At 63.8% G+C, this 18,643-nt stretch carries 15 protein-coding genes and 1 pseudogene; 5 read left to right on the forward strand and 11 right to left on the reverse strand.

The features are described 5' to 3' along the window. Both ACFVWT_RS08400 and ACFVWT_RS08405 read right to left on the reverse strand, forming a co-directional pair. Window positions 1–1,299: a four-carbon acid sugar kinase family protein gene (locus tag ACFVWT_RS08400; protein WP_390246912.1), complete on the reverse strand. Its 1,299-nt coding sequence runs from the start codon at window positions 1,297–1,299 to the stop codon at window positions 1–3. A gap of 1 nt (window position 1,300) precedes the next feature. After that, on the reverse strand, window positions 1,301–2,566 hold the full coding sequence (locus ACFVWT_RS08405; protein ID WP_390246914.1) for a RuBisCO large subunit C-terminal-like domain-containing protein: 1,266 nt from the start codon (window positions 2,564–2,566) through the stop codon (window positions 1,301–1,303). Between the two features lie 268 nt (window positions 2,567–2,834). Here ACFVWT_RS08405 and ACFVWT_RS08410 point away from each other — a divergent pair, with 268 nt between their 5' ends. Next, on the forward strand, window positions 2,835–3,701 hold the full coding sequence (locus ACFVWT_RS08410; protein WP_390246916.1) for a GntR family transcriptional regulator: 867 nt from the start codon (window positions 2,835–2,837) through the stop codon (window positions 3,699–3,701). A 194-nt stretch (window positions 3,702–3,895) separates the two neighbouring features. Here ACFVWT_RS08410 and ACFVWT_RS08415 read toward each other — a convergent pair whose 3' ends face one another. Continuing rightward, window positions 3,896–4,360, reverse strand: a complete 465-nt coding sequence (locus tag ACFVWT_RS08415; RefSeq protein WP_390246918.1) for a DUF2182 domain-containing protein — start codon at window positions 4,358–4,360, stop codon at window positions 3,896–3,898. Between the two features lie 61 nt (window positions 4,361–4,421). Beyond that, window positions 4,422–5,027 (reverse strand): DUF1326 domain-containing protein, encoded by a 606-nt coding sequence (locus ACFVWT_RS08420; RefSeq protein WP_390246920.1) that lies wholly within the window; start codon window positions 5,025–5,027, stop codon window positions 4,422–4,424. Window positions 5,028–5,677: 650 nt separating this feature from the next. Here ACFVWT_RS08420 and ACFVWT_RS08425 point away from each other — a divergent pair. After that, window positions 5,678–8,152, forward strand: coding sequence for an EAL domain-containing protein (locus ACFVWT_RS08425; protein WP_390246922.1), 2,475 nt, complete (start codon window positions 5,678–5,680; stop codon window positions 8,150–8,152). Window positions 8,153–8,565: 413 nt separating this feature from the next. Here ACFVWT_RS08425 and ACFVWT_RS08430 read toward each other — a convergent pair whose 3' ends face one another. Both ACFVWT_RS08430 and ACFVWT_RS08435 read right to left on the reverse strand, forming a co-directional pair. Then, window positions 8,566–9,510, reverse strand: a complete 945-nt coding sequence (locus ACFVWT_RS08430) for an alpha/beta fold hydrolase (RefSeq protein ID WP_390246924.1) — start codon at window positions 9,508–9,510, stop codon at window positions 8,566–8,568. Between the two features lie 26 nt (window positions 9,511–9,536). Further along, window positions 9,537–10,616 carry an alpha/beta hydrolase gene (locus ACFVWT_RS08435; protein WP_390246926.1) on the reverse strand — a complete coding sequence of 360 codons (1,080 nt, stop codon included), beginning with the start codon at window positions 10,614–10,616 and terminating at the stop codon, window positions 9,537–9,539. A gap of 233 nt (window positions 10,617–10,849) precedes the next feature. On the opposite strand from ACFVWT_RS08435, the pseudogene ACFVWT_RS08440 reads away from it, so the two are divergent. Both ACFVWT_RS08440 and ACFVWT_RS08445 read left to right on the forward strand, forming a co-directional pair. Next, a pseudogene (locus ACFVWT_RS08440) lies at window positions 10,850–11,011 on the forward strand (Hsp20/alpha crystallin family protein); the annotation flags it as partial. Window positions 11,012–11,047: 36 nt separating this feature from the next. Further along, entirely contained in the window at window positions 11,048–11,242 is a 195-nt protein-coding gene (locus ACFVWT_RS08445) for a hypothetical protein (protein WP_390247145.1), read from the forward strand. A 211-nt stretch (window positions 11,243–11,453) separates the two neighbouring features. Here the strand turns inward: ACFVWT_RS08445 and ACFVWT_RS08450 are convergent, their stop codons facing one another. The 4 genes from ACFVWT_RS08450 to ACFVWT_RS08465 all read right to left on the reverse strand — a co-directional run bounded on the left by ACFVWT_RS08450 (window position 11,454) and on the right by ACFVWT_RS08465 (window position 17,309). Then, on the reverse strand, window positions 11,454–12,944 hold the full coding sequence (locus tag ACFVWT_RS08450; protein ID WP_390246928.1) for a glycosyltransferase: 1,491 nt from the start codon (window positions 12,942–12,944) through the stop codon (window positions 11,454–11,456). 1,409 nt (window positions 12,945–14,353) lie between these two features. Then, on the reverse strand, window positions 14,354–15,835 hold the full coding sequence (locus ACFVWT_RS08455) for an NAD-dependent succinate-semialdehyde dehydrogenase (protein ID WP_390246930.1): 1,482 nt from the start codon (window positions 15,833–15,835) through the stop codon (window positions 14,354–14,356). Window positions 15,836–16,022: 187 nt separating this feature from the next. After that, entirely contained in the window at window positions 16,023–16,883 is an 861-nt protein-coding gene (locus ACFVWT_RS08460; RefSeq protein ID WP_209745382.1) for an alpha/beta fold hydrolase, read from the reverse strand. Between the two features lie 18 nt (window positions 16,884–16,901). Continuing rightward, window positions 16,902–17,309 carry a hypothetical protein gene (locus ACFVWT_RS08465; RefSeq protein ID WP_390246933.1) on the reverse strand — a complete coding sequence of 136 codons (408 nt, stop codon included), beginning with the start codon at window positions 17,307–17,309 and terminating at the stop codon, window positions 16,902–16,904. Window positions 17,310–17,526: 217 nt separating this feature from the next. On the opposite strand from ACFVWT_RS08465, the gene ACFVWT_RS08470 reads away from it, so the two are divergent. Further along, window positions 17,527–18,489 (forward strand): LysR family transcriptional regulator, encoded by a 963-nt coding sequence (locus tag ACFVWT_RS08470; protein ID WP_209745385.1) that lies wholly within the window; start codon window positions 17,527–17,529, stop codon window positions 18,487–18,489. Here ACFVWT_RS08470 and ACFVWT_RS08475 read toward each other — a convergent pair. Next, window positions 18,486–18,623, reverse strand: a complete 138-nt coding sequence (locus ACFVWT_RS08475; protein WP_209748704.1) for a hypothetical protein — start codon at window positions 18,621–18,623, stop codon at window positions 18,486–18,488. The two genes, ACFVWT_RS08470 and ACFVWT_RS08475, sit on opposite strands and share 4 nt — an antisense overlap. Window positions 18,624–18,643: the final 20 nt, after the last annotated feature.

Raw genomic sequence — 18,643 nt, forward strand, 5'->3', positions numbered from 1 at the left:
TCAGCTGGGGAGCTGGCCGGCGAAGCGGCGAAGGATGTCGGTCGGGCCGACCTGTCCGCCTTTGAGCAGGAGCCTGCACTCTCCGACAGCGGAGGCGCCGTCGGCCTGCAGGATTGGTCCGGCTGTGACGAACTGGTCGGAAACGCGCAGCTGGCGTACACCCATGGCAATGAGTGCGTGGCTGGAGGTGTCACCGCCGCAGACGGCGATGTCGCGGGTGAGTCCGGCATCGGCCATCCTGGCGGCGATGCCGCCGATGAGTGTGCCGACGTAGCCGGCGTCCACAGGTTTGCCGGCTTCATAGCGGGGGTCCGCCGATCCGCGGGTGGTGTGGACGACGACGTTCCTTCCTGCCCGGAGGGCAGCGGAAACGCGTTCATCGAGGGCGGCCGCGAGGGCGGTGTCATCGCGTTGCAGCAGTCCGGCGGGTACGGGAACGTCCTCCCAGCCATTTGAGATGGCGTCGTTGATCTGGTCGGCTGTGGTGCTAGAGGCTGAAGCGCTGACGGCGAGAACCGGTCCGGAAGGGCGGTGCGGTCCAGGTGTGCGCGGTGGCTGGTCTGAGATGGACCGTGCCAGTGCTGCCATGATGCCGCCGGATCCCACGACGATCGAGGGGCCGTGGCCGTGTTTTTCCCGCGTGAGTGCTTCTGCGATGTCGTCCATCTGGCGCTCATCCACGGCGTCGACGACGAAGGCCTGTGCCCCGGGCTCCCGGCGCCGTTCCGCCCAGGAGTCCTTGAAGGTGCCGTCCTCATAGTCGGGCAGGTGGATCGCCCCGGGCATCGGGGTGCCGCCGAGCTGTTCGGCCAGGACCTGGCGCAGGTCCGATTCGGACATGGGGGTGGACGGGTGGCGGGACATGACCGGGTGGCGGTCCAGCCGATAGATTTTGCCGGCGTAGGTGGCGTAGTGATTGCTGAAGGCGGTGTAGCGGCCGAAGCCGGGCTGGGCCGGCACCACGGGAATGGGGCCGTGCTGGGGGAATTGCTGATGGAGCAGCTGGATCCCGCGGCCGATGCTCCCGACAGTGACGGAGCTGTCGAACGTGGAGCAGACCTTGTAGAGCAGCACGTCCGGATGCAGGGCCGCGATCCCGGCGAGGTCCCGGGTGACCAGGGTGTCGAACGCTGTTCCGGACAGGGATCGGGCCGGTCCTGCGAACCCGACGACGTCGGTGTCCGTGGGCAGCGGCGCGTCCCCGATCACCAGCGCAGCTTCAAGGCCGTAGCGGTGGGACTGGGCAAGGACGTCGGCGGCTCCGGTGAGGTCGTCCGCGACGAAACCGAAGGCTGGCATGTCAGGCACCTTTCCCGAAAGTCTGAACTGCATGCAGGAGAGCATCGTCCCCGGTTTGCGCGAGTTTGTCGGCCGCCGACTGCAGCGGCACTCTGTCCACGGCTGCTTCCCACGACTGGCGCAGGCTCCGCACTCCTGCGCCGGGACCGTCGGGGTGGGCGGCGACGCCGCCGCCGGCGAGCATCATCAGATCGGTGGACCCCACCGCGTCGAATGTGGGGCCGGGTGTGGTGACATTCTGCCCTGAGGACAACACAGGCAGCGGTGCAATGGTCTGCCCGAGGGGTTCGAGCAGGCTGCGGATGTTGGCAGCGACCTCTTCGTCCAGCTCGTAAAACTTACTGCCCAGCCCGCTGGCATGCAGGTGATCGGCGCCGGCAAGGCGGGCCATTTGCTGCCAGACCCGGTAATCCATGCCCAGGGCCTTGGACCGCATGGAGGCGGCGAGGCCGGCGCGGTGGCCGTGAATGGGGACCTCTGCGAAGCTGCGGAGCAAAGCCAGGGCGGGCATTCCCATCACGGGGATGTTCAGCATCACGCAAGTGCCGCCGGCTGCAACAACCAGGTCGTGGCGCTTCTGCAGCCCGGCGAGGTCACCGGTGATGTTGAAGGCATACATGGTGGAGTGGCCGGTAACCTGCTCGGCGGCGCGGATTTCCTCGGTGGCGACCGCGACCCGGCGTTCCAAGGGCAGGTACGCCGGATCAGTCATCAGCTCGTCGTCCTTGATCAGGTCAATGGACGCCATCGCCAGATCCCGGACCACCAGACGGAACTCTTCTTCCGAGAGCCCGACATTGGGCTTAACTATGGTGCCGACCATCACGCCCTGAACGTCACTGATCAGTTCGCGCGTCCCCTCGATGCCGAAGGCCGGGCCCGGGTGGGCTGCCACGAAGTCCTCTGGCAGTTCAATGTTTTGGAGCCGGCAGGCAAACAGATCGCCCAGCTCGAAGAGATTGCCTGCGATGGCAGTCTGCAAGGTCGCCAGGTCGGTTCCGACGTTCTCCATCGGGAAGTCGACGGTTACCAATGCAGCGCGGACTTTTTCCGGGTTGGTCCGTGACGGCAAGGAAGGCCGGCAAAAACCAAGCTCCTGCACATCCGATATCCGGGCGGCGTGCCGTTCCCGGATCCGGGCAGATTCGCCCGGGACCGGTAGGAAGGTGCCGCTGGACTGCTCGCCGGCCATGATGGCGGCGGCCTTCCCGGGGTCAATCTCGGATTCTAGGTAGTAGGTGCAACGCACCGAGCGCGGGTCGCGCATGGATTCTCCAATTCGAGGGGGTTTGAAACTCACGTATCCGACTGTCACCTGCAGGTACTTTCACGTAGCTCACTCGCCGACGCGGGCTCAAGCAGGCGACTCGCACTCCGTTTCCATGGCATCTTCAGTGATAACCAATGCCGGAGTTGTACGTACCTTTGATACGTACAATAATAGGTGGTGAGGATCACGTCAAGCCCGACTGATAACACTGCAGCCCGCCGGGAGGCAGCGGGAGAGCTAAGATTTGCACAGTGGCAAAGGAGTTGTGAGTTTGGAACCAGCAGAAACAGCGTCGGAGCCGGCCGGACGCAACGGTGGTCTAAACCGGGAAGCCGGCGGCCCGCTCCATGCGCAAATCCGGGACATCCTGCACCGGCAGATCGTGGACCTTGCACTCTCCCCGGGCTCCTCTCTGCCCACCGAAGAGGAGCTGCAAAGGCAGTTCGGGGTTTCCCGCAGCGTCGTGCGTCAGGCACTGTCAGGCCTTGCCGATCTCGGCCTGATCCGACGCCAGCGCGGCCGCGGAAGCGTAGTGGCCGCAACGCCCGTCCTTCGACGGCACGTTCAGCGCGCGGGCGGCCTGGACGAACAGGCCGCCGCGCACGGCCAGCGCCTGCGCACCCATGTCCTCAGCGTGGAACCATCCGAGCCGCCCCAGGCAGGCATCGAGGCCCTGAACACCACCAACACCTGGAAAATTGAGCGGGTCCGCTACCTCGACGATCTTCCCGTTGCCTTCATGCGCACTTGGGTCCCGCGCGACTTCTTCCCGCACTTCACCGTAGAGCTGCTCGAAGACGCGTCCCTCCTGAGCCTGATGCGCGACCACGGTTACCACCCTGCCGGGGGCCCCCGTCAGGTCCAGGCAGTGTCCTCAGATCCTGACCTGGCGCGGAAACTCAACATCAACACGCGGGAACCACTGCTCCTGCTCCAAGGCGTGACCCGTGACGCTCTCGGCCATGGTCTCGAATGGTTCAACGTCTGGCACAGCCCCAACACAGTCTTCGACGTCGACGCACAAGTCACCAGCCAGCCGGGGCGCGTCTCCCAAGAGCACATCCGCCGCCTGCGCAACCTGACCCAGCAACTTGAATCAGAACTAGCCAACCTTGAACGAGGCGAACGCTAAGAATAGCCCGGGCACAAAAAGTGGTCTGGATCAGGTCTAAGTTGTGGTGCAGAGTCTGGCAACTCAAATGTTTCTAATCCCATGCCCTGCAAGAACTCGAAGCCCCGAGTGCGACATGACGCGATCACAAGATGCCGCCATTTAGCAGCAGACCCCGCACAAGATAACCACGACGCACCCACACCCCAGCGCGTTCACACTACTGTGAGCACCGCCATCCATGCCAGGTTCATCATGCCAACAGCAATCAGCACCACCATGAGCCCCCAACAGCAGCACACGCAATACACACTCCGTGGTACATACATGCCGACGCGGACATCCCGCAGTCGGCCCTTGTACCCGGATAAGTGCAACAGGAATGCCACAGGCGACCGACAGTGCCTGAGGCAGAAATCCTTCAGCGGCGTCAGCTGGTAGACGCCGGCCGCCACCGCCAATACGGGGCAGTTGTCCGGACGGCCCGGACTCCGCGGCTGCGGACGGCACGAATGGTCCTGAGGTACGTGGAAGTGGGAGGCGCCAGAGCCGGCAACATCATGGCCGCCATCATCAGCGTCCCCACGCCCAAGAAACCCCAGAGCCCAGTCCCATGGTTCCCGCGCCCGCAGACATGCCGGCGAGGCCTGAGAAAATGAAATACCACGCCAGTGCGGCACACCCGATCAATGCCAACTCCGCGGCATGGTGGCTGACGGTCAGACCACTCCTGCCCGGCACTTAGGCGGACCAGGCGAATGGCGCCGAGAAGGAGTTCTTCCCGGCGTTATCCCAGGTCATTCCGAACACGTCGACGCGGGCGGTGCTGGACGTGCCGGCTGCCAGTGTGTCGGCCGGGAATCCGACTCCGCTGATTTTCACCCCTAGTCCCGTGGGGTCCAGGGGAGACACGAAGTCTTCAACCACCATGTCGACGGCACTGCCAATCCGGACCTGGTGGACACGCCCGTCGTCGGCGTAGGCCATGTTGAGTGACTCCATGCCCGCCATTTCACCGATCAAGGGGGCAAGGCCCTCCATCGGTCCGCCGAGTTGGCCACCGAAGACTGCACCCAGCGCTTCTGCCTGCTCAGCTGAGGCGGCGGCGTCCAGCAGAACCCCGACTTTCCAGCCCCCGTCACTCATCAAGGCCGGAGTATCGGCTACGACGCAGACTGTCAGACCGCCGACGTCGACACCGTTGACTTCGCCGGTTTCGACATGGAAGGCCAATGCCACGTTGCAGCGTTCGTTATCCGCCGGCGCGGTCAGCCCTGAAGTGGAACACGGGCAGGCCATGTCGCAGTTGCAATTCTCAAAATACGTGCCCTCGACATGCCACGGCATTTAGGGCTCCTTTCGAAAAGGCTCCCCCTAAAAAGTCTCCTCGCGGCCCTGAGGAGTGTCAACGGTAGTATGGGACCGCGCTTCGAGCGGAAGCCGACTCCCTCTGAAGGCACGGTCGTCGCGTGATCCGATCCCCATTGTCATCACAAAGCGTTGCGCGCAGAACCAGTCCGGGCTCGGTATGCATAACTGCCTGATTCATCCAGGTAGTCGCCGAACGACAAGAATTCCATGGCAATGATGGCGGCCACCCCTATCGACCGTGGCGGGCCATAGGCCGGGGAAGACCCCGGGGCGCCGACTCTGCGTTTGAAGGCGTATCGATTTTCGGGCGACGGCCGCCGGAACCGGAGCCATGCGCTTTTCTAACGCGGCCAAGGTGACTCGGTCCGCCCTCCTGCAGGCATAAGCGCCCGGCCTGGCCCCTTGGGTCCTTCGGCATTTGGCTTGCCCGGGCCGTCCGCCAGCCGGCAGAGCCGTGATGATCACCGGGCAGCACTCACACGATCGATGGCGAGAAAACCGCCCATGTTCTATAGGCCCTTTGGTGGGTCCCGGATAGGCTACAGACTCAGAATGGCACTTCGGCCCGAACCAACTGTTGTGAAGGTAGAACTGCCTGCTAACGGATGCTGCCCACGGGGGGACCAATGGCTGAGGAGCAACATGACGATCTGATCATGCAATCGCTGCTGCTCGATGAAATCGGGCAATCGGTCATCGGCATGGACGCGCAGTTCAGGATCACGTACTGGAACCGCGCGTCGGAGCGGCTCTACGGCTTCAGCCAAGAGGAGGCCCTGGGAGCAAGGATCACCGATCTTGCCATCGTCGGCGGTAGCGAATCGCCGGGCCCGGGCGCCACCACTCGGGAGATAGCGGACAGCGTAGCCCGCGGCCGGGACTGGGCCGGTGAGCTATGGACGCGGCACAGGACAGGCCGGGACTTCCCGGTCCATGCCACGGTCAGCCCGATCCGCGGCCGGCACACGGTCCCCGTGGCGGTCGTGGCGATCTCGAAGGACATCACGGACCGCAAGCACAGTGAGGCGATCCTTCGCCGGCTCTCAGCGATGGTGGAGTCTTCAGGGGATGCGATCATCGGCGCTGACCTGGCTGGCACCATTACCAGCTGGAACGCAGGGGCCACCCGCATGTTCGGTTGGAGCTCGCGGGACGCCATCGGACAGAATTATCGCCTGCTGACCACCCTGGACGATGTCCTTTTCGACACCGCAGTCGCGGCACGAATCGGCAGCGGAACATTCGTCACAGGCGTCGAAGCGCGTTGGCGCTGCAAGGACGGATCAATGATCGACGTGGAGTTGACGGTCTCTCCTGTGTACGACCCGGACGGCGCCCAGGTTGGCGCCTCCGCCATCGCCAGAGACATCACCGAGATCCACCGGCTGAAGGCAGCAGCCGCAGCCGAGCGCGAGCGGCTCTTGGCCGCGCAGGAAATGGCCCACGTCGGAAGCATCGAATACACCGTCGAGACCGGAGAAACCTGGCACTCCAAGGAGTTCTCACGGATCATCGGACGGCAGGAGGACGCCTTGGACTCCCGGGAAGCCATGCTCGAGCTGACCCATCCGCAGGACCGGGATCTGGTTCGCGAAATCTGGAAGAGCCTGGACAACGGTGCTGACACCGCCGATTTCGAATACCGGATCATCAGGGCAGACGGCGAGAAACGGTGGCTGCATTCACGAATCCGGAGCGTGAAGGGCCCGGACGGGAACCCCGTCCGGTTTCTCGACACCGTCCTGGACATCACCGATCGCAAGGACGCAGAACAGATCCTGGAGTGGCGTGCCCGCCATGACGCCCTGACGGGTCTGCCGAACAGATACATGATCACGGAAGTACTCCAAGGCTGCCTTGAACGCTCCTCCCGGCCCGTGGTGATGTTCGTCGACGTCGACCGGTTCAAACTGATCAACGACGGCATCGGCCACGGAGCCGGCGATACGATCCTGATTCATCTCGGAGAACGGCTGAAGGCTGCGGTGAGAACCGGCGACACCGTTGCCCGGTTCGGTGGCGATGAATTCGTCATTGTCTGCGAAAACCTCATGATGCGCGGCGCCGGGGTGCTGGCCGAACGGATCCGGGAATCCACCCGCCGCCCTTTCAACGTCGACGGTCGGCAGATCTACCTCAACGTCAGCGTCGGCATCGCACTTGCGGACGACGACGATACGGCCGAACTAATGCTCCAGGGGGCTGACTCAGCCATGTACAGAGCCAAATCAGCCGGCGGAGACTCCTCCGCGTTCTATGACGTGCGGATGACCGGACGGGCAGCAGGGCGACTTGACCTTGAATCCGACCTAAGACTGGCCCTGGGCCGCGGCGAGCTTTCCCTCAACTACCAGCCCATCATGGACCTCTCCACAGCCCTACCCGTCGGCTTCGAGGCCTTGTTGCGGTGGCACCATCACGAGCACGGACTGATCATGCCCGATACTTTCATTCCCATCGCCGAGGAAACCGGGCTAATCCTTCCGATCGGCACCTGGGTGCTCCAAGAAGCCCTCCGCCAAGTACAGCAATGGCGCAGGAACGCGCCAGGCGCAGGAAACTTCTCCGCTGCCGTGAACATTTCCGGACGCCAGCTCCTCGCCAAAGACTTCCCCGATGTCGTGGAAGAAGCCATCCTGTCTTCGGGCATCGACCCTGCCGCCGTCGACCTCGAAGTCACCGAAACAGTGCTCATGAAACAACCGGACTTGCCTAAGGAAACCCTGCAACGGCTCCACAACCTCGGCATCGGGCTCTCGATCGATGACTTCGGCACGGGGTATTCATCCCTGAGCTACCTCCGATGGCTCTCAGCCCGGACCTTGAAAATCGACCGCACCTTCGTGGACGAACTGGGAAGAAACCCCCATGGCGCGACAATCATCGAACTTGTACTCGGCATGGCCGGCAGCCTGAACCTCGATGTGGTCGCCGAGGGCGTCGAAACCAGCGACCAGCTCTCGGAACTCCGCCGGCTTGGCGTGCGCCTCGCCCAAGGCTTTCTATGGAGCAAACCCCTCCCGCCGGAATCCGTTCCGGCATGGCTGACGGCCCTCGCCACCGAAGTGCCAGGCCGGGAACCGGCACAACACGCGCCCTAGCCGCTCCGGACGGTGCATTTCTTCAGCTGTACATTTCTGCTGACCACCGTCTTATATCGTCCGCGCTTAAACGGGCAGCCGGAATGCACCGGCGCAGCTCGAGTGCCAGTACCTTTTCGATAACAAACAGTGGACGGCCCCCAGGGATGGGCCCACACGATCGAGCACTGCGTCGGACTTAAACACAGCGGACAGTCCCGGGAGATTGCCTCATTGAGGCACTTCCGTGAGCCAGGCGACGGCTTTGTCAGCCGAGGTAAAAAACCGCGCCGGGCAGGCCAACGCTTTGCCGCTCAGAAAAAACCTCGCCATCACAGCATCCACCGGTGATGACCCCACAATGGCAATCCGGTCGGCCGGTCCGGGAAGGGTAAGCATGGGGGGACCGCCGATGACGCGTGTTCCGACGCCGTTCAGCTATCCTTCCCGTAAAGGCCCAGCAGGTCACGGCTGAACTGGTGTGGCGATGTTTCACAGGGACTGTGGCCGCCGCGGTAGACGGCGATCCGGGCTCCGATCGCGTGCGCGAAACGCCGGTGCAGGTGCAAAGGCCATAAGTCATGCTCACCGACCGCAACGAACTTCGGGAGTGCGGCGTCGGCCAGGAGTTTCCTCAGATCCGGTGCATTCTTCATCAGTCCATAGATGTCCCGGACAGCGGCCCGGCGGGTAAAACGGAAGCGGTAGTTGACGAACTGCCGGCGCCCCTTGAGAACCGGGACAAAGCCCCTGCGAATGCCCCAAATCAGCAGGGCTGCCCCGATCCGGTCATTGGCCCAGCTGCTGAAACGGCCGATCCGGCTGACGCCACGGAAGCTTTGCCCGGTCTCCGGCGGGCAGCTCAACAGGGTGAGGCTCTTGAACAGGTCCGGTCTCTTCGAAAAGGCGATTTGGGCAACGATGGCGGCGAAGGAGTAAGCCACTATGTGCACGGGTTTGCCGGCGGCCTCGATGACTGCAAGGAAATCCCCGGCAAAGAGTTCGTAGTCGTAACGCCGCTTTGGTGGAACCAGCGTCTCCGGCCCCGCTGCTGCTGACTCATATTGGCCGGCCAGGTCATAGCTCAGTACAAAAAAGCCCTCGCTGGCCAGGTCCGGCATCATGAGCGAGAAGTCCTCTTTCGAGCCAGTGGCGCCCGGAACCAGTACGATCCATGGATCGTCGGGGTCACCCATTGCCAGGGCCGCAAGTTGACCGCTGGGTACGGGGATGCGCAGGGTCACGGAGCCAGCAGGCGGGATGGTCCAGTCTGCGTCCCCCAGTTGGGCATCCCGCAGGGCAGCCGTATCAACCCTCGTGGAGCCATTCGCCTCTGGATCGACCCCGGACGGTTCCTGACCCTGCGTCTGCGCTGCCATGGTCCAAACATAGCCCGGACGGCTGCCTAGGGTGCGGGGTCATGGTCAATAGGCTGCTGTGAGATATTCCGGACGAAAGCGCGCAGGCGCCGGTATACTTCCTGGGATTCCGGATAGCGGTAGTCCTGCTGCCATGTGTGTTCAGTGTTGGCATTCGCCCAGGAGTAGATCAACATGTCTACTGGCACGGCGTCCTGTTGAAGCCGTTTAATGAAGTTCACGTTCGCCTCGTAAAAGAAGTCGCGCTCGGACGTTGTGACGAACACCGGTGGGAAGCGGCCGTCGAGCCACTCAATGGGAGACACGAAGCTGGCCGCGGCCCTTAACCGTTCCATGCCCGGGCCAGTGGAGAAGGCACTTTGCATCCAGCCCCTGGCCTTGCCGGCCGATGGCAGCAACATTCGGACGAAGTTCAGGCTGAGGACAAAGCCGCTCTTGAAAAACACGGAGAAATCAACCACGCTGCAGTGCTGAACCAGTCCCTTCAGGTGCTTCCCGGGGACAGCTGGCTTCAAGGAGTAATGCGCGGCGAGCTCAGGCCTGAAGATGGTAGCGGTGAGCAAAGCTGCGATCTGACCGCCGGCGGAGTCACCCCCTAAGATCACGCATTCCGGATCCCCGCCGTATTGGCCTATGTTCGCACTTACCCACGCCAAGGCTGCATTTGCATCCCTCAGAACATGGCCCATGTGGAAACGGGGAGGCTGGCGGTAGTTGACGTTGACCACAACCATCCCGCCGAGCGCCTGGTTTGCGCAGTATTTGGTCAGCGCTGACTTGTCCCCGGACGTCCAGCCTCCGCCGTGGAAATAGACGTAGACAGGAAAGGACTTTTGGTTCCCGGCTCTCCCCTCAGGGCTGTCCACAGCCGGAGCAGGGGGGGTGAGCACGTCCAGGTGGTGCGCCCGCACATTGTCGCCCAGGTAATTTATGTCGTGGACGTAGTCCACTTCCGTGATGGGTTCGTTGTTAAACCTCGTCCGCTCACGTGAGCTCGCTGAGCGCATGAGGAGCCGCCATGTCCAGACCGGGACGCGGCGCACCACTCCTCGCGCCCGGCGTGCCAGCGAGAAGGCATTTTCGGAATGGTGGACCGCAGTGGTCATCCAATAATGCTAGCCGGAAGACCAGAAATGCCGAACCTCGGCGGCCCCAGGGGCCTTTCGTCTTTGTTGCATTTTTCGCCCGCAGTATCTATTGGAGGGACACCGGTCCGCTGAAGGCTCTTCCTTGCCCAGGGTCTGGAGAAGCTGTCATGTCTGACCTGCTGAAATGGTGTCCTTTCGCGACGACCCGTTGGACCTTGCTATTCAACACGCTTATGCATCCGTCGGGGCTGATGCACTCCCTGGACAGACTGTTTGATTCCCAGCGCTTCCGGTCCGGATTCCGGTGCGGACCCTTCAGCCGCAGCGTCCCGCTTCCCGACGATGTTAAGGAAGGAGATATTAAGGCCACCTACTCCGACGGGGTATTGGAAGTCCCTGCTAACCTTTCAGACCAAGCAGCGCAGCCGGCGGCCCCGAAGACGCCGGCATTGGTTCATGGACCATACCGGCGCAGCCGCCGCGCCCCCACCATCACCGCCGTGCTGCCAAGGCAGCTGGCCAGCTCCTGTCCCCGGGATTCACGCTGCCAGGTCCGGCTCGCCGCGGACGACATGCTGTTCACGCGGAACGGGGCCCAAAGCGCCTTCGCCGTCCATGACACCGAACGGCTCTTTGAAAGCTGAATTAGAACGGCCTTAGCAGCGGTCGCCACGCAAATGTGCTGTTGAAGACCTGGTAAGCACACAACAGTGGGCACCCAACGACACTGTCGAGCACAGCAGGTATGGCCGGCGAGGTTTTCAAGCTCGACGTCGGGGGCCACCTGGCAGATAGCTGCCTGCACGGCCTGACGGGCGTCCTGTCCTTCATAACTCCTCCGGTGACTGCAGCAATTCAGTCCTTAAGGTCGTGTCCGGCCGGTCCCGCGGGAAGGATGCGAGGGGTCGGCGGGGGCATCTCGACGCGGACGGGCAGCTCGTCGTCCCCCCGAAGAATGGCGCGGAGCAGCCGCCGCTCCTCCCACCTAAGCGACACGTGCGCGTGGCCGCCCCGCAGTACCAGGCCCCCGTCCGGGGTGGCGTACCGCTTCTGCAGATCTCCCAGCTCCTCGGCCTGCAGCAGCGCGACCGTGCTGCCCGCAGCCAGGTCGACCAGGCGGACCAGCGAGGAGGGTCCCGTCAGATCGGTCGCAACGACGCGCTGCTCGCTCTCGGCGAGGATTGTCTTCTGGGCCGCGCGTGTCACGACCAAGGGACGGGACGGCCCGTCCAGCAGTCCGGTCAGCACGTCCGCCGCAGCGTCAGGGCGGCCCGTTCTGCGCGCGGCCGCCTGCATCCGCTGCAGGCGGCCTGGATCGCGCAGTACCTCGTCGATCTTCCAGCCGATCGTGGCGGGAGTGTTGCAGCGGACCGCCGCCCCCTGTTCCATCAGGTAGTCGCCATTGCGGACCTCCTGCCCCGGGATGGGGTTCACTAGCACCATGGGCAGCCCTGCAGCCATGCACTCCGACGCAGACAACCCGCCCGGCTTGCCCACAAACAGGTCGGCGCGGCGCAGCAACTGCGGCATCTCCGCCGTGAGGCCGAGCACCCGGTAGCGGTCGCCAGCGGGCGCCACCAGCTGCTCGATGCGCTGCCGAAGCGCATTGTTGCGTCCACACAGGACCGTGGCCGTAAATGACGAGCGCATGTGCAGCGTCTGCCGCACGATCGCGGCGGCATAGTCGCCGCCGGTCGCTCCCGCCGAGATCAGCAGCATCGGGGGCCCGTTTGCATCGCGCGCAGGCGCTGGGTTCAGCGGGGTGGCGATCGGGATGCCCGTGGCCGCGACGCGGTCGGGGGGCAAACCCAGCGCCATCAGTTCCACCCTCCCCTCCTCCCTGGCCAGGAAGAGGGCGTGGAACGCGCCCGTTAGCCATAGGCCCTGGAAGTCGTAGTCCGTTGTGACGACGGCGGTCCTCGCGTCAATCACGCCGCGAAGGAGCAGCGACGCCAGCAGTTGGGCTGGCAGGAAGTGCGTGCACACGATTGCGGTCGGCCGGAATTGCTTGATCGCATCGATCACCGGAAGAGCGTTCACCCGTGTCCAGGGGTCTACTGGGCCCCGGCGCCGGAACGGACGGTCGTTGATGTTGTAGCCCCACTCGACCAGCCAGGGCAAGTCCTCAACCAGGACGAAGTAACCCTTGCCCAGCAGCGTGCGGTAGAGCACGCTGCTCACCTGCAGCACGTCCAGCACCTGCACCTCGTCGATGTCGGCGCGCGCGGCACACGCCTGCTGCACCGCCGCCGCGGCGCTGTTGTGCCCCGCTCCTACCCCTGCTGACAGGATAAGCACGCGCTCCCTCCCAGCGGCGCAGGGGCCTCGTGCCGACGTTCTGCGCATGAAGAGAGTCTAGCGGGCCGTATCACCACCGCCTGACCCCAACTTGTGCTCGATCAGCATGGGACTTGTTGAACCGTCCCGGGTTTGATGCCGCTACCTTCTGTGCGAAAGATAGTGATTATCCCCGAGCAGTTCCCGCCCGAAGTCCGTGACCGTGCGGTGCGCATGACCATGGATCGGTTGTCCGCAAACCCATCTGTTTACGCTGCTGCGAGTGCGAGTTCCGGGACGCAGTTTCCGAGACCCGACCACTGCGTGGATCCGACGGCCGAATCTCACCGCACCAAGGAGTTGTTCGCGAGACGCCGGGCCTGCGGCTCCATTGCGTATGAAGACCGGTTGCTCCTGCCGCCTCATAAGCGGGCCCAGGGCCCGCCAAAGCGGTCTGACCGGTACGCGCGGATGCCCAGAGCGCGGGACAGCCGGCTGCCGCGCCGGCGATGACATTGCGTCCCAGGGCCTGCCATTGCCTGCCATTGCCTGCCACGCTCGGATGCTTGCACGCAGCACGCCGGCAGCGTCTCCACATCGGCTCGCTACTCGCCGCCGGCTTGCTGCCGCATGGTCCGACCGGCTCGATACCAGCCGCTGAGCAGCTGTATGTTCCGGGCACAGCATCATCCTCCGACGGTGGACTGCTCCTCTCCCCCAAGGTTCGACTCTCAAAGGCCGCGGCCCGATGCCGGTGAGCAGAAGTTTGCGGCCGATTGAGGTCTCAGGGCGTATCGAATACCTCAAATTGAACATTGGTGGCAGAGACCGCTGTTAGATGAGTTGTTCGCCAGCATGCCACTGGCAGCCGAGCAGGTCGGGATTATGCCAATGAGGGCACGCGACGGGGACGGCATCCGAATTCCGCAGAGGACAATGTCCGCACATTGAAGCAAAAACCCCTCTGACGAGGGGTTATGCTGTGCCCGAGGTGGGACTCGAATTACATTCCAGCCCTTGTGAACACTGGGAACTCCCGGAATCATGCGGAATCCGAGCCAGTCCGGCCGATGTACGGCCGAGTCCGAACCTAAGAGTGTGGACATTGTCCACACTCTCTTCTTGCCATATTCCAGCTCCAAAAAGCGTGCGTCATGAGGGGCTTCCCCGTTGTGACGAAAGATCGGTTATCGGTGCTCCGAGATCAGTCGTTGAGGCTGATCGGGCTTCATCGTGGAAGTTACGGACCTGCTTGCTGTACGCCGCTCCGGACGCACTCAGGATCGGCCAAACGCATATCCATAGAAGGTGGTGGGCGCGCGGCTCGTTGAGTCGAAGACTCTGATTAATGCGCGACCTTCTACTGCTTGACGGCTATTTGTGCCTGTACTCGATGTCCAGAACCGTGCACGCAACAGAGGGCTTCCCATGTTGCGAGGGTGGAAGACCCCCCGTTGGGTGTACTTTGGCAGCCGTGGTTAGCTGGCGTAGGGGTCGGCGATGCCGATGTACTGGGTGTAGAGGTATTCCTCGATGCCTTCGAGGCCGCCCTCACGTCCCAGGCCGGACTGCTTGACGCCGCCGAACGGTGCTGCTGCGTTGGACACGACGCCGGCGTTCAGGCCGAGCATGCCGGTCTCGAGGCGTTCGCCCATCCGGATGCCGCGGTTCAGGTCGCGCGTGAAGACGTAGGCCACCAGTCCGTACTCGGTGTTGTTGGCGAGGCGGACTGCCTCGTCCTCGCTGTCGAAGGTGATGATCGGGGCCACCGGTCCGAAGATTTCCTCGGACAGGATGCGGGTGCCCTCGGTGACGCCCTTGAGGATGGTGGGCTGGTAGAAGTAGCCCGGCCCGTCCACCGGGCCGCCGCCGGCGACAGCCACCGCACCGGAGGCCACGGCGTCGGTGACGAGCTCGTGGACCTTGTCCCGGCTCTTCGCATCGATCAGCGGGCCCACCTTGGACTCCGGCTCGGTGCCGCGCGCCGTGGTCATCTCGCCCATTTTCGCGGCGAACTTCTCCGCGAACTCGTCCGCGACGGACTCGTGCACGATGAACCGGTTCGCGGCCGTGCAGGCCTCGCCCATGTTCCGCAGCTTCGCCAGCATGGCCCCGGCCACGGCGGCGTCGACGTCGGCGTCCTCGAACACCACGAACGGGGCGTTGCCGCCGAGTTCCATCGAGGTCCGCAGGACCGTTTCGGAGGCGTCCGAGAGCAGGCGGCGGCCCACTTCGGTGGAGCCGGTGAAGGAGAGCTTCCGCAGCCGGGTGTCCTTGATCAGCGGCCCCGTGGTGGCACCGGCTGTGGAGGTCGGGATGACGTTCAGGACCCCGGCGGGCAGGCCGGCTTCCTGCATCACGGCCGCGAACAGCTGGGAGGTCAGCGGCGTCAGGTTGGCGGACTTCAGCACCATGGTGCAGCCGGCAGCGACGGCGGGGGCGATCTTGCGGGTGGCCATCGCGAGCGGGAAGTTCCACGGGGTGATCAGCAGGCACGGGCCCACGGGCTTCTTGGTGACCAGCAGGCGGGACTTGCCGTCCGGGGAGACGGAGTAGCGGCCGAACGCGCGGACGGCTTCCTCGGAGAACCAGCGCAGGAATTCGGCACCGTAGGTGACCTCGCCGCGGGCCTCGGCCAGGGGCTTGCCCATCTCCAGGGTCATCAGCAGCGCGAAGTCATCCGCCCGGGCCGTGACCATCTCGAAGGCGCGGCGCAGGATTTCCCCGCGCTCACGGGCCGGAACCTTGGCCCAGGAATCCTGGGCGGCAGCGGCCGCGTCCAAAGCGGCTGCGCCGTCCTCGGGGCCGGCGTCAGCGATGCTGAGCAGCACCTTGCCCGTGGCCGGGTCCTCGACGTCGAACGTCTTCCCGGACGCCGCCGGGCGCCATTCGCCGTTGATCAGCAGGCCAGTCGGCACGGAGGCCAGCAGCGCGGCTTCACGCTGGGCGTTTGTTGACATCGTTCTATCTCCAAGGGGTTTGAAGGAAGTCGTAGCGGCGTGCAGCCCGACCTTCAGCAGTTTGGGGCGGTCCGCTGCCAGAGGCAGGGCATGAGGAAGCTAAATCTTCTGTGTGTCTTTCACCATTGAGGTGGCAGGGTCGGTGCCGGCCCTCTGGGGTCGGCACCGACGCCTTGGTGTGAGCCGGCTAGGCTCGGACGCTCGTCTTGGTGCGGATCAGGTCCAGAGCCTGAACGAGGTATCCCTTGAAGACCGGGTAGTTCTCGCTCATCGGGAAGTGCCCGATAGCCTTCATCTCGATGAACTCGGCACCCGGGATCTGGCCGGCGGTGCGGGCTCCGTCTTCAGGGGTGGTGAGGTAGTCGTACTCGCCGGTCATCAGGACCACCGCACATTTATTCGTCTGGATTTCGCCCAGTTTGCCGCGCAGATCGTGGTCCACCGAGTAGAAGTACAGGTCACCCTTGAACGCCTCGGAACCCTGCGTGTAGTAGAACCACGTTTTCCAGCGGTCCGCCTCCGGCGATTGCGGTGCCATGAGGTCCCAGGTGCCGCTGCCGCACACCTGCGCGGCGTTGGCGTGTGGGTGCTGCCACCAGTCGAGGTAGAACCCCGGCGAGTAGTCCGCCCCCTCTACGGGGATGACGGCGTCGAACCTCTCCGGGAAGCGGTGGGCGAGCTGCAGCGCTACGTTGCCACCGAAGGAGGATCCCATGAAGATGGGGTCGACCAGTTCCAGTGCATCGACGAGGGCGACAATGAAGTTGGCGAAGTGGTCCGCGCTGAGCTGGTACTCCTCGGTCCACCACTGGGTGTTTTCAGGGGGGTCTGATTTGCCATGGCGGGGGAGGTCGTAGGCGATGACGCGGTAGTTGGCGGTGATCTCCGGGTCCTCCAGCAGGCCGCGCCACTGGTGGTTGTGGGCTCCGGCGGTGTGCTGGCAGACCAAGGGCTGCCCCTGGCCGTTTTCGAGGTAGAAAACCTTGTATTCGAGGCCGTCCACGTCGACGGTGACGTAGTGGCCGGTGACGGGGGAAATTTTGCTCATGTCAGGAACTCCTATGGTCTAGACGGGTGCGCCGGTTGAGCGCAGCAGTTCGATCTGGCGGGTGAGGCAGCGCAGGTTCTGCATCAGGACCAGGACGTCGCCCTCCAGCTTCATGTCGCGCTGGAAAGTGGCGGCCCAGATGCCGTGGTACATGGGAGCCGGGACGGGCTTGCCGAATTCACCCCAGGTGTGGGCGCTGGCCCGGATGGCGAACTGGTAGGGCACCTCGATGGGTCCCGGGTCCACGAAAATCTGGGCGATGGTGCCGGACACCACCCGGACAACAAAGGTGTGCGCCTCCATGTCCAGCAGGTAGGAGCAGGTGAAGTACTCTCCGTGGGCCTGAATTTCCGGGTCCTGGTTGTTGGCCTCGGTGAAGCTCTGAACCCAGGATTCTACAGAAGGGGCACGTGTTGCGACCGTCATTTCGTTGTTCCTCTCGTTGAACTCGCGGAGGGTCGGACTTCTCTGTCCGAGCCTCGAAAGCGGGGTTTCTGGAGCGCCTTTGCGACTATCTCCGTTGGCAACCCTTCGCTGTTTCCATTGCAGTCGCCGTGACCCCGAACGGTCCAATACCTGTCCACTATCCACCGATAGCCTGAAACTATTGGACCCCGATTGCGGCGGAGCTTACAGTTGAACGATGCAGCAGCCACAGCTAGACCTGCGCGTTCTGCAGTACTTCGTCGCCGTCGCAGAAGAGCTGCATTTTGGTCGAGCCGCTGCCCGACTTCATATCGCGCAGCCATCCCTCAGCGTCCAAATACGGAAGCTTGAACACTCGCTCGGCACTCCCCTGCTGATCCGGACCAGCCGCAGCGTCTCCCTGACCAGCGCAGGGGACGTCCTGCTGGGTGAAGCTAAGCGCCTTTTATCCGCCGCGGAGCGCGCCGTTTCGTTGACGCGTGAGGTCGCGAGCGGCGTGCGGGGCACCTTGATAGTCGGCTTCCAGGCCAACGCGGCTGCTGAACTGACCCCGCGAATCCTCGCAGCGTTCAAGAACAACCACCCGGAAATCCACGTGCAGATGAGGTCCTTCGATTTCGCTGACCCCACAGCGGGGTTGGCCGATGGAAGCGCTGACGTGGCATTTGTGCGGCCGCCCCTGCCGGCGGCTGACTGGCTCGCCATGGAGACACTGTTCATTGAGCCGCGGGTCCTCGTAGTTGCCAGCAGTTCCCGCTTTGCCGGGCTGTCTGAAGTCTCGGTCGAACAGGTCGTTGATGAGTCCTTCGTCGCCCGCAAGGCTCCGGATAAGTGGAGGGATTTCTGGCTCGCAACCCAGGCCCGCGGCGGGCAGCCGGTCCGTATGGGCACTCAGGTAGCCACCGTCGACGAATGTTTCGAAGCCATCATGGGTGAGCGGGGCATTGCGTTCACTCAGGCCTCGACCCAACGCTTCTATGACCGTCCCGGGCTGTCTTTCATCCCGGTCAGAGACGTCCCGCCCTCTCCGCTGTCGATTGCATGGCGCACTGACGTCAATGACGGGCTGGCGCGCGAGTTCGTGGAGACGGCCCGGACCCTGGCCTCCTTCGGGGGCGTACCAAACCTCGTCGACTCCCCTCTGCCTGCCTCGCTGTCCTCTTCGCTCCAGTCCAATTAGCGCCACTGACGATCGCAGTGCAGCCAAGAAATGCCGCCAACGATCGTCTGGGCGACCTTGCCGTCCTCGATCAGCAGGGCACCGCCGGGATTGACGTCCTCGCGGAGGGACTTGAGCGTCTGGAACGGGGACACGCGCGGCCCATAAGGGACGA

This window comes from Arthrobacter sp. NPDC058288, from assembly GCF_042880995.1.
In the GTDB taxonomy this organism is placed as follows: domain Bacteria; phylum Actinomycetota; class Actinomycetes; order Actinomycetales; family Micrococcaceae; genus Arthrobacter.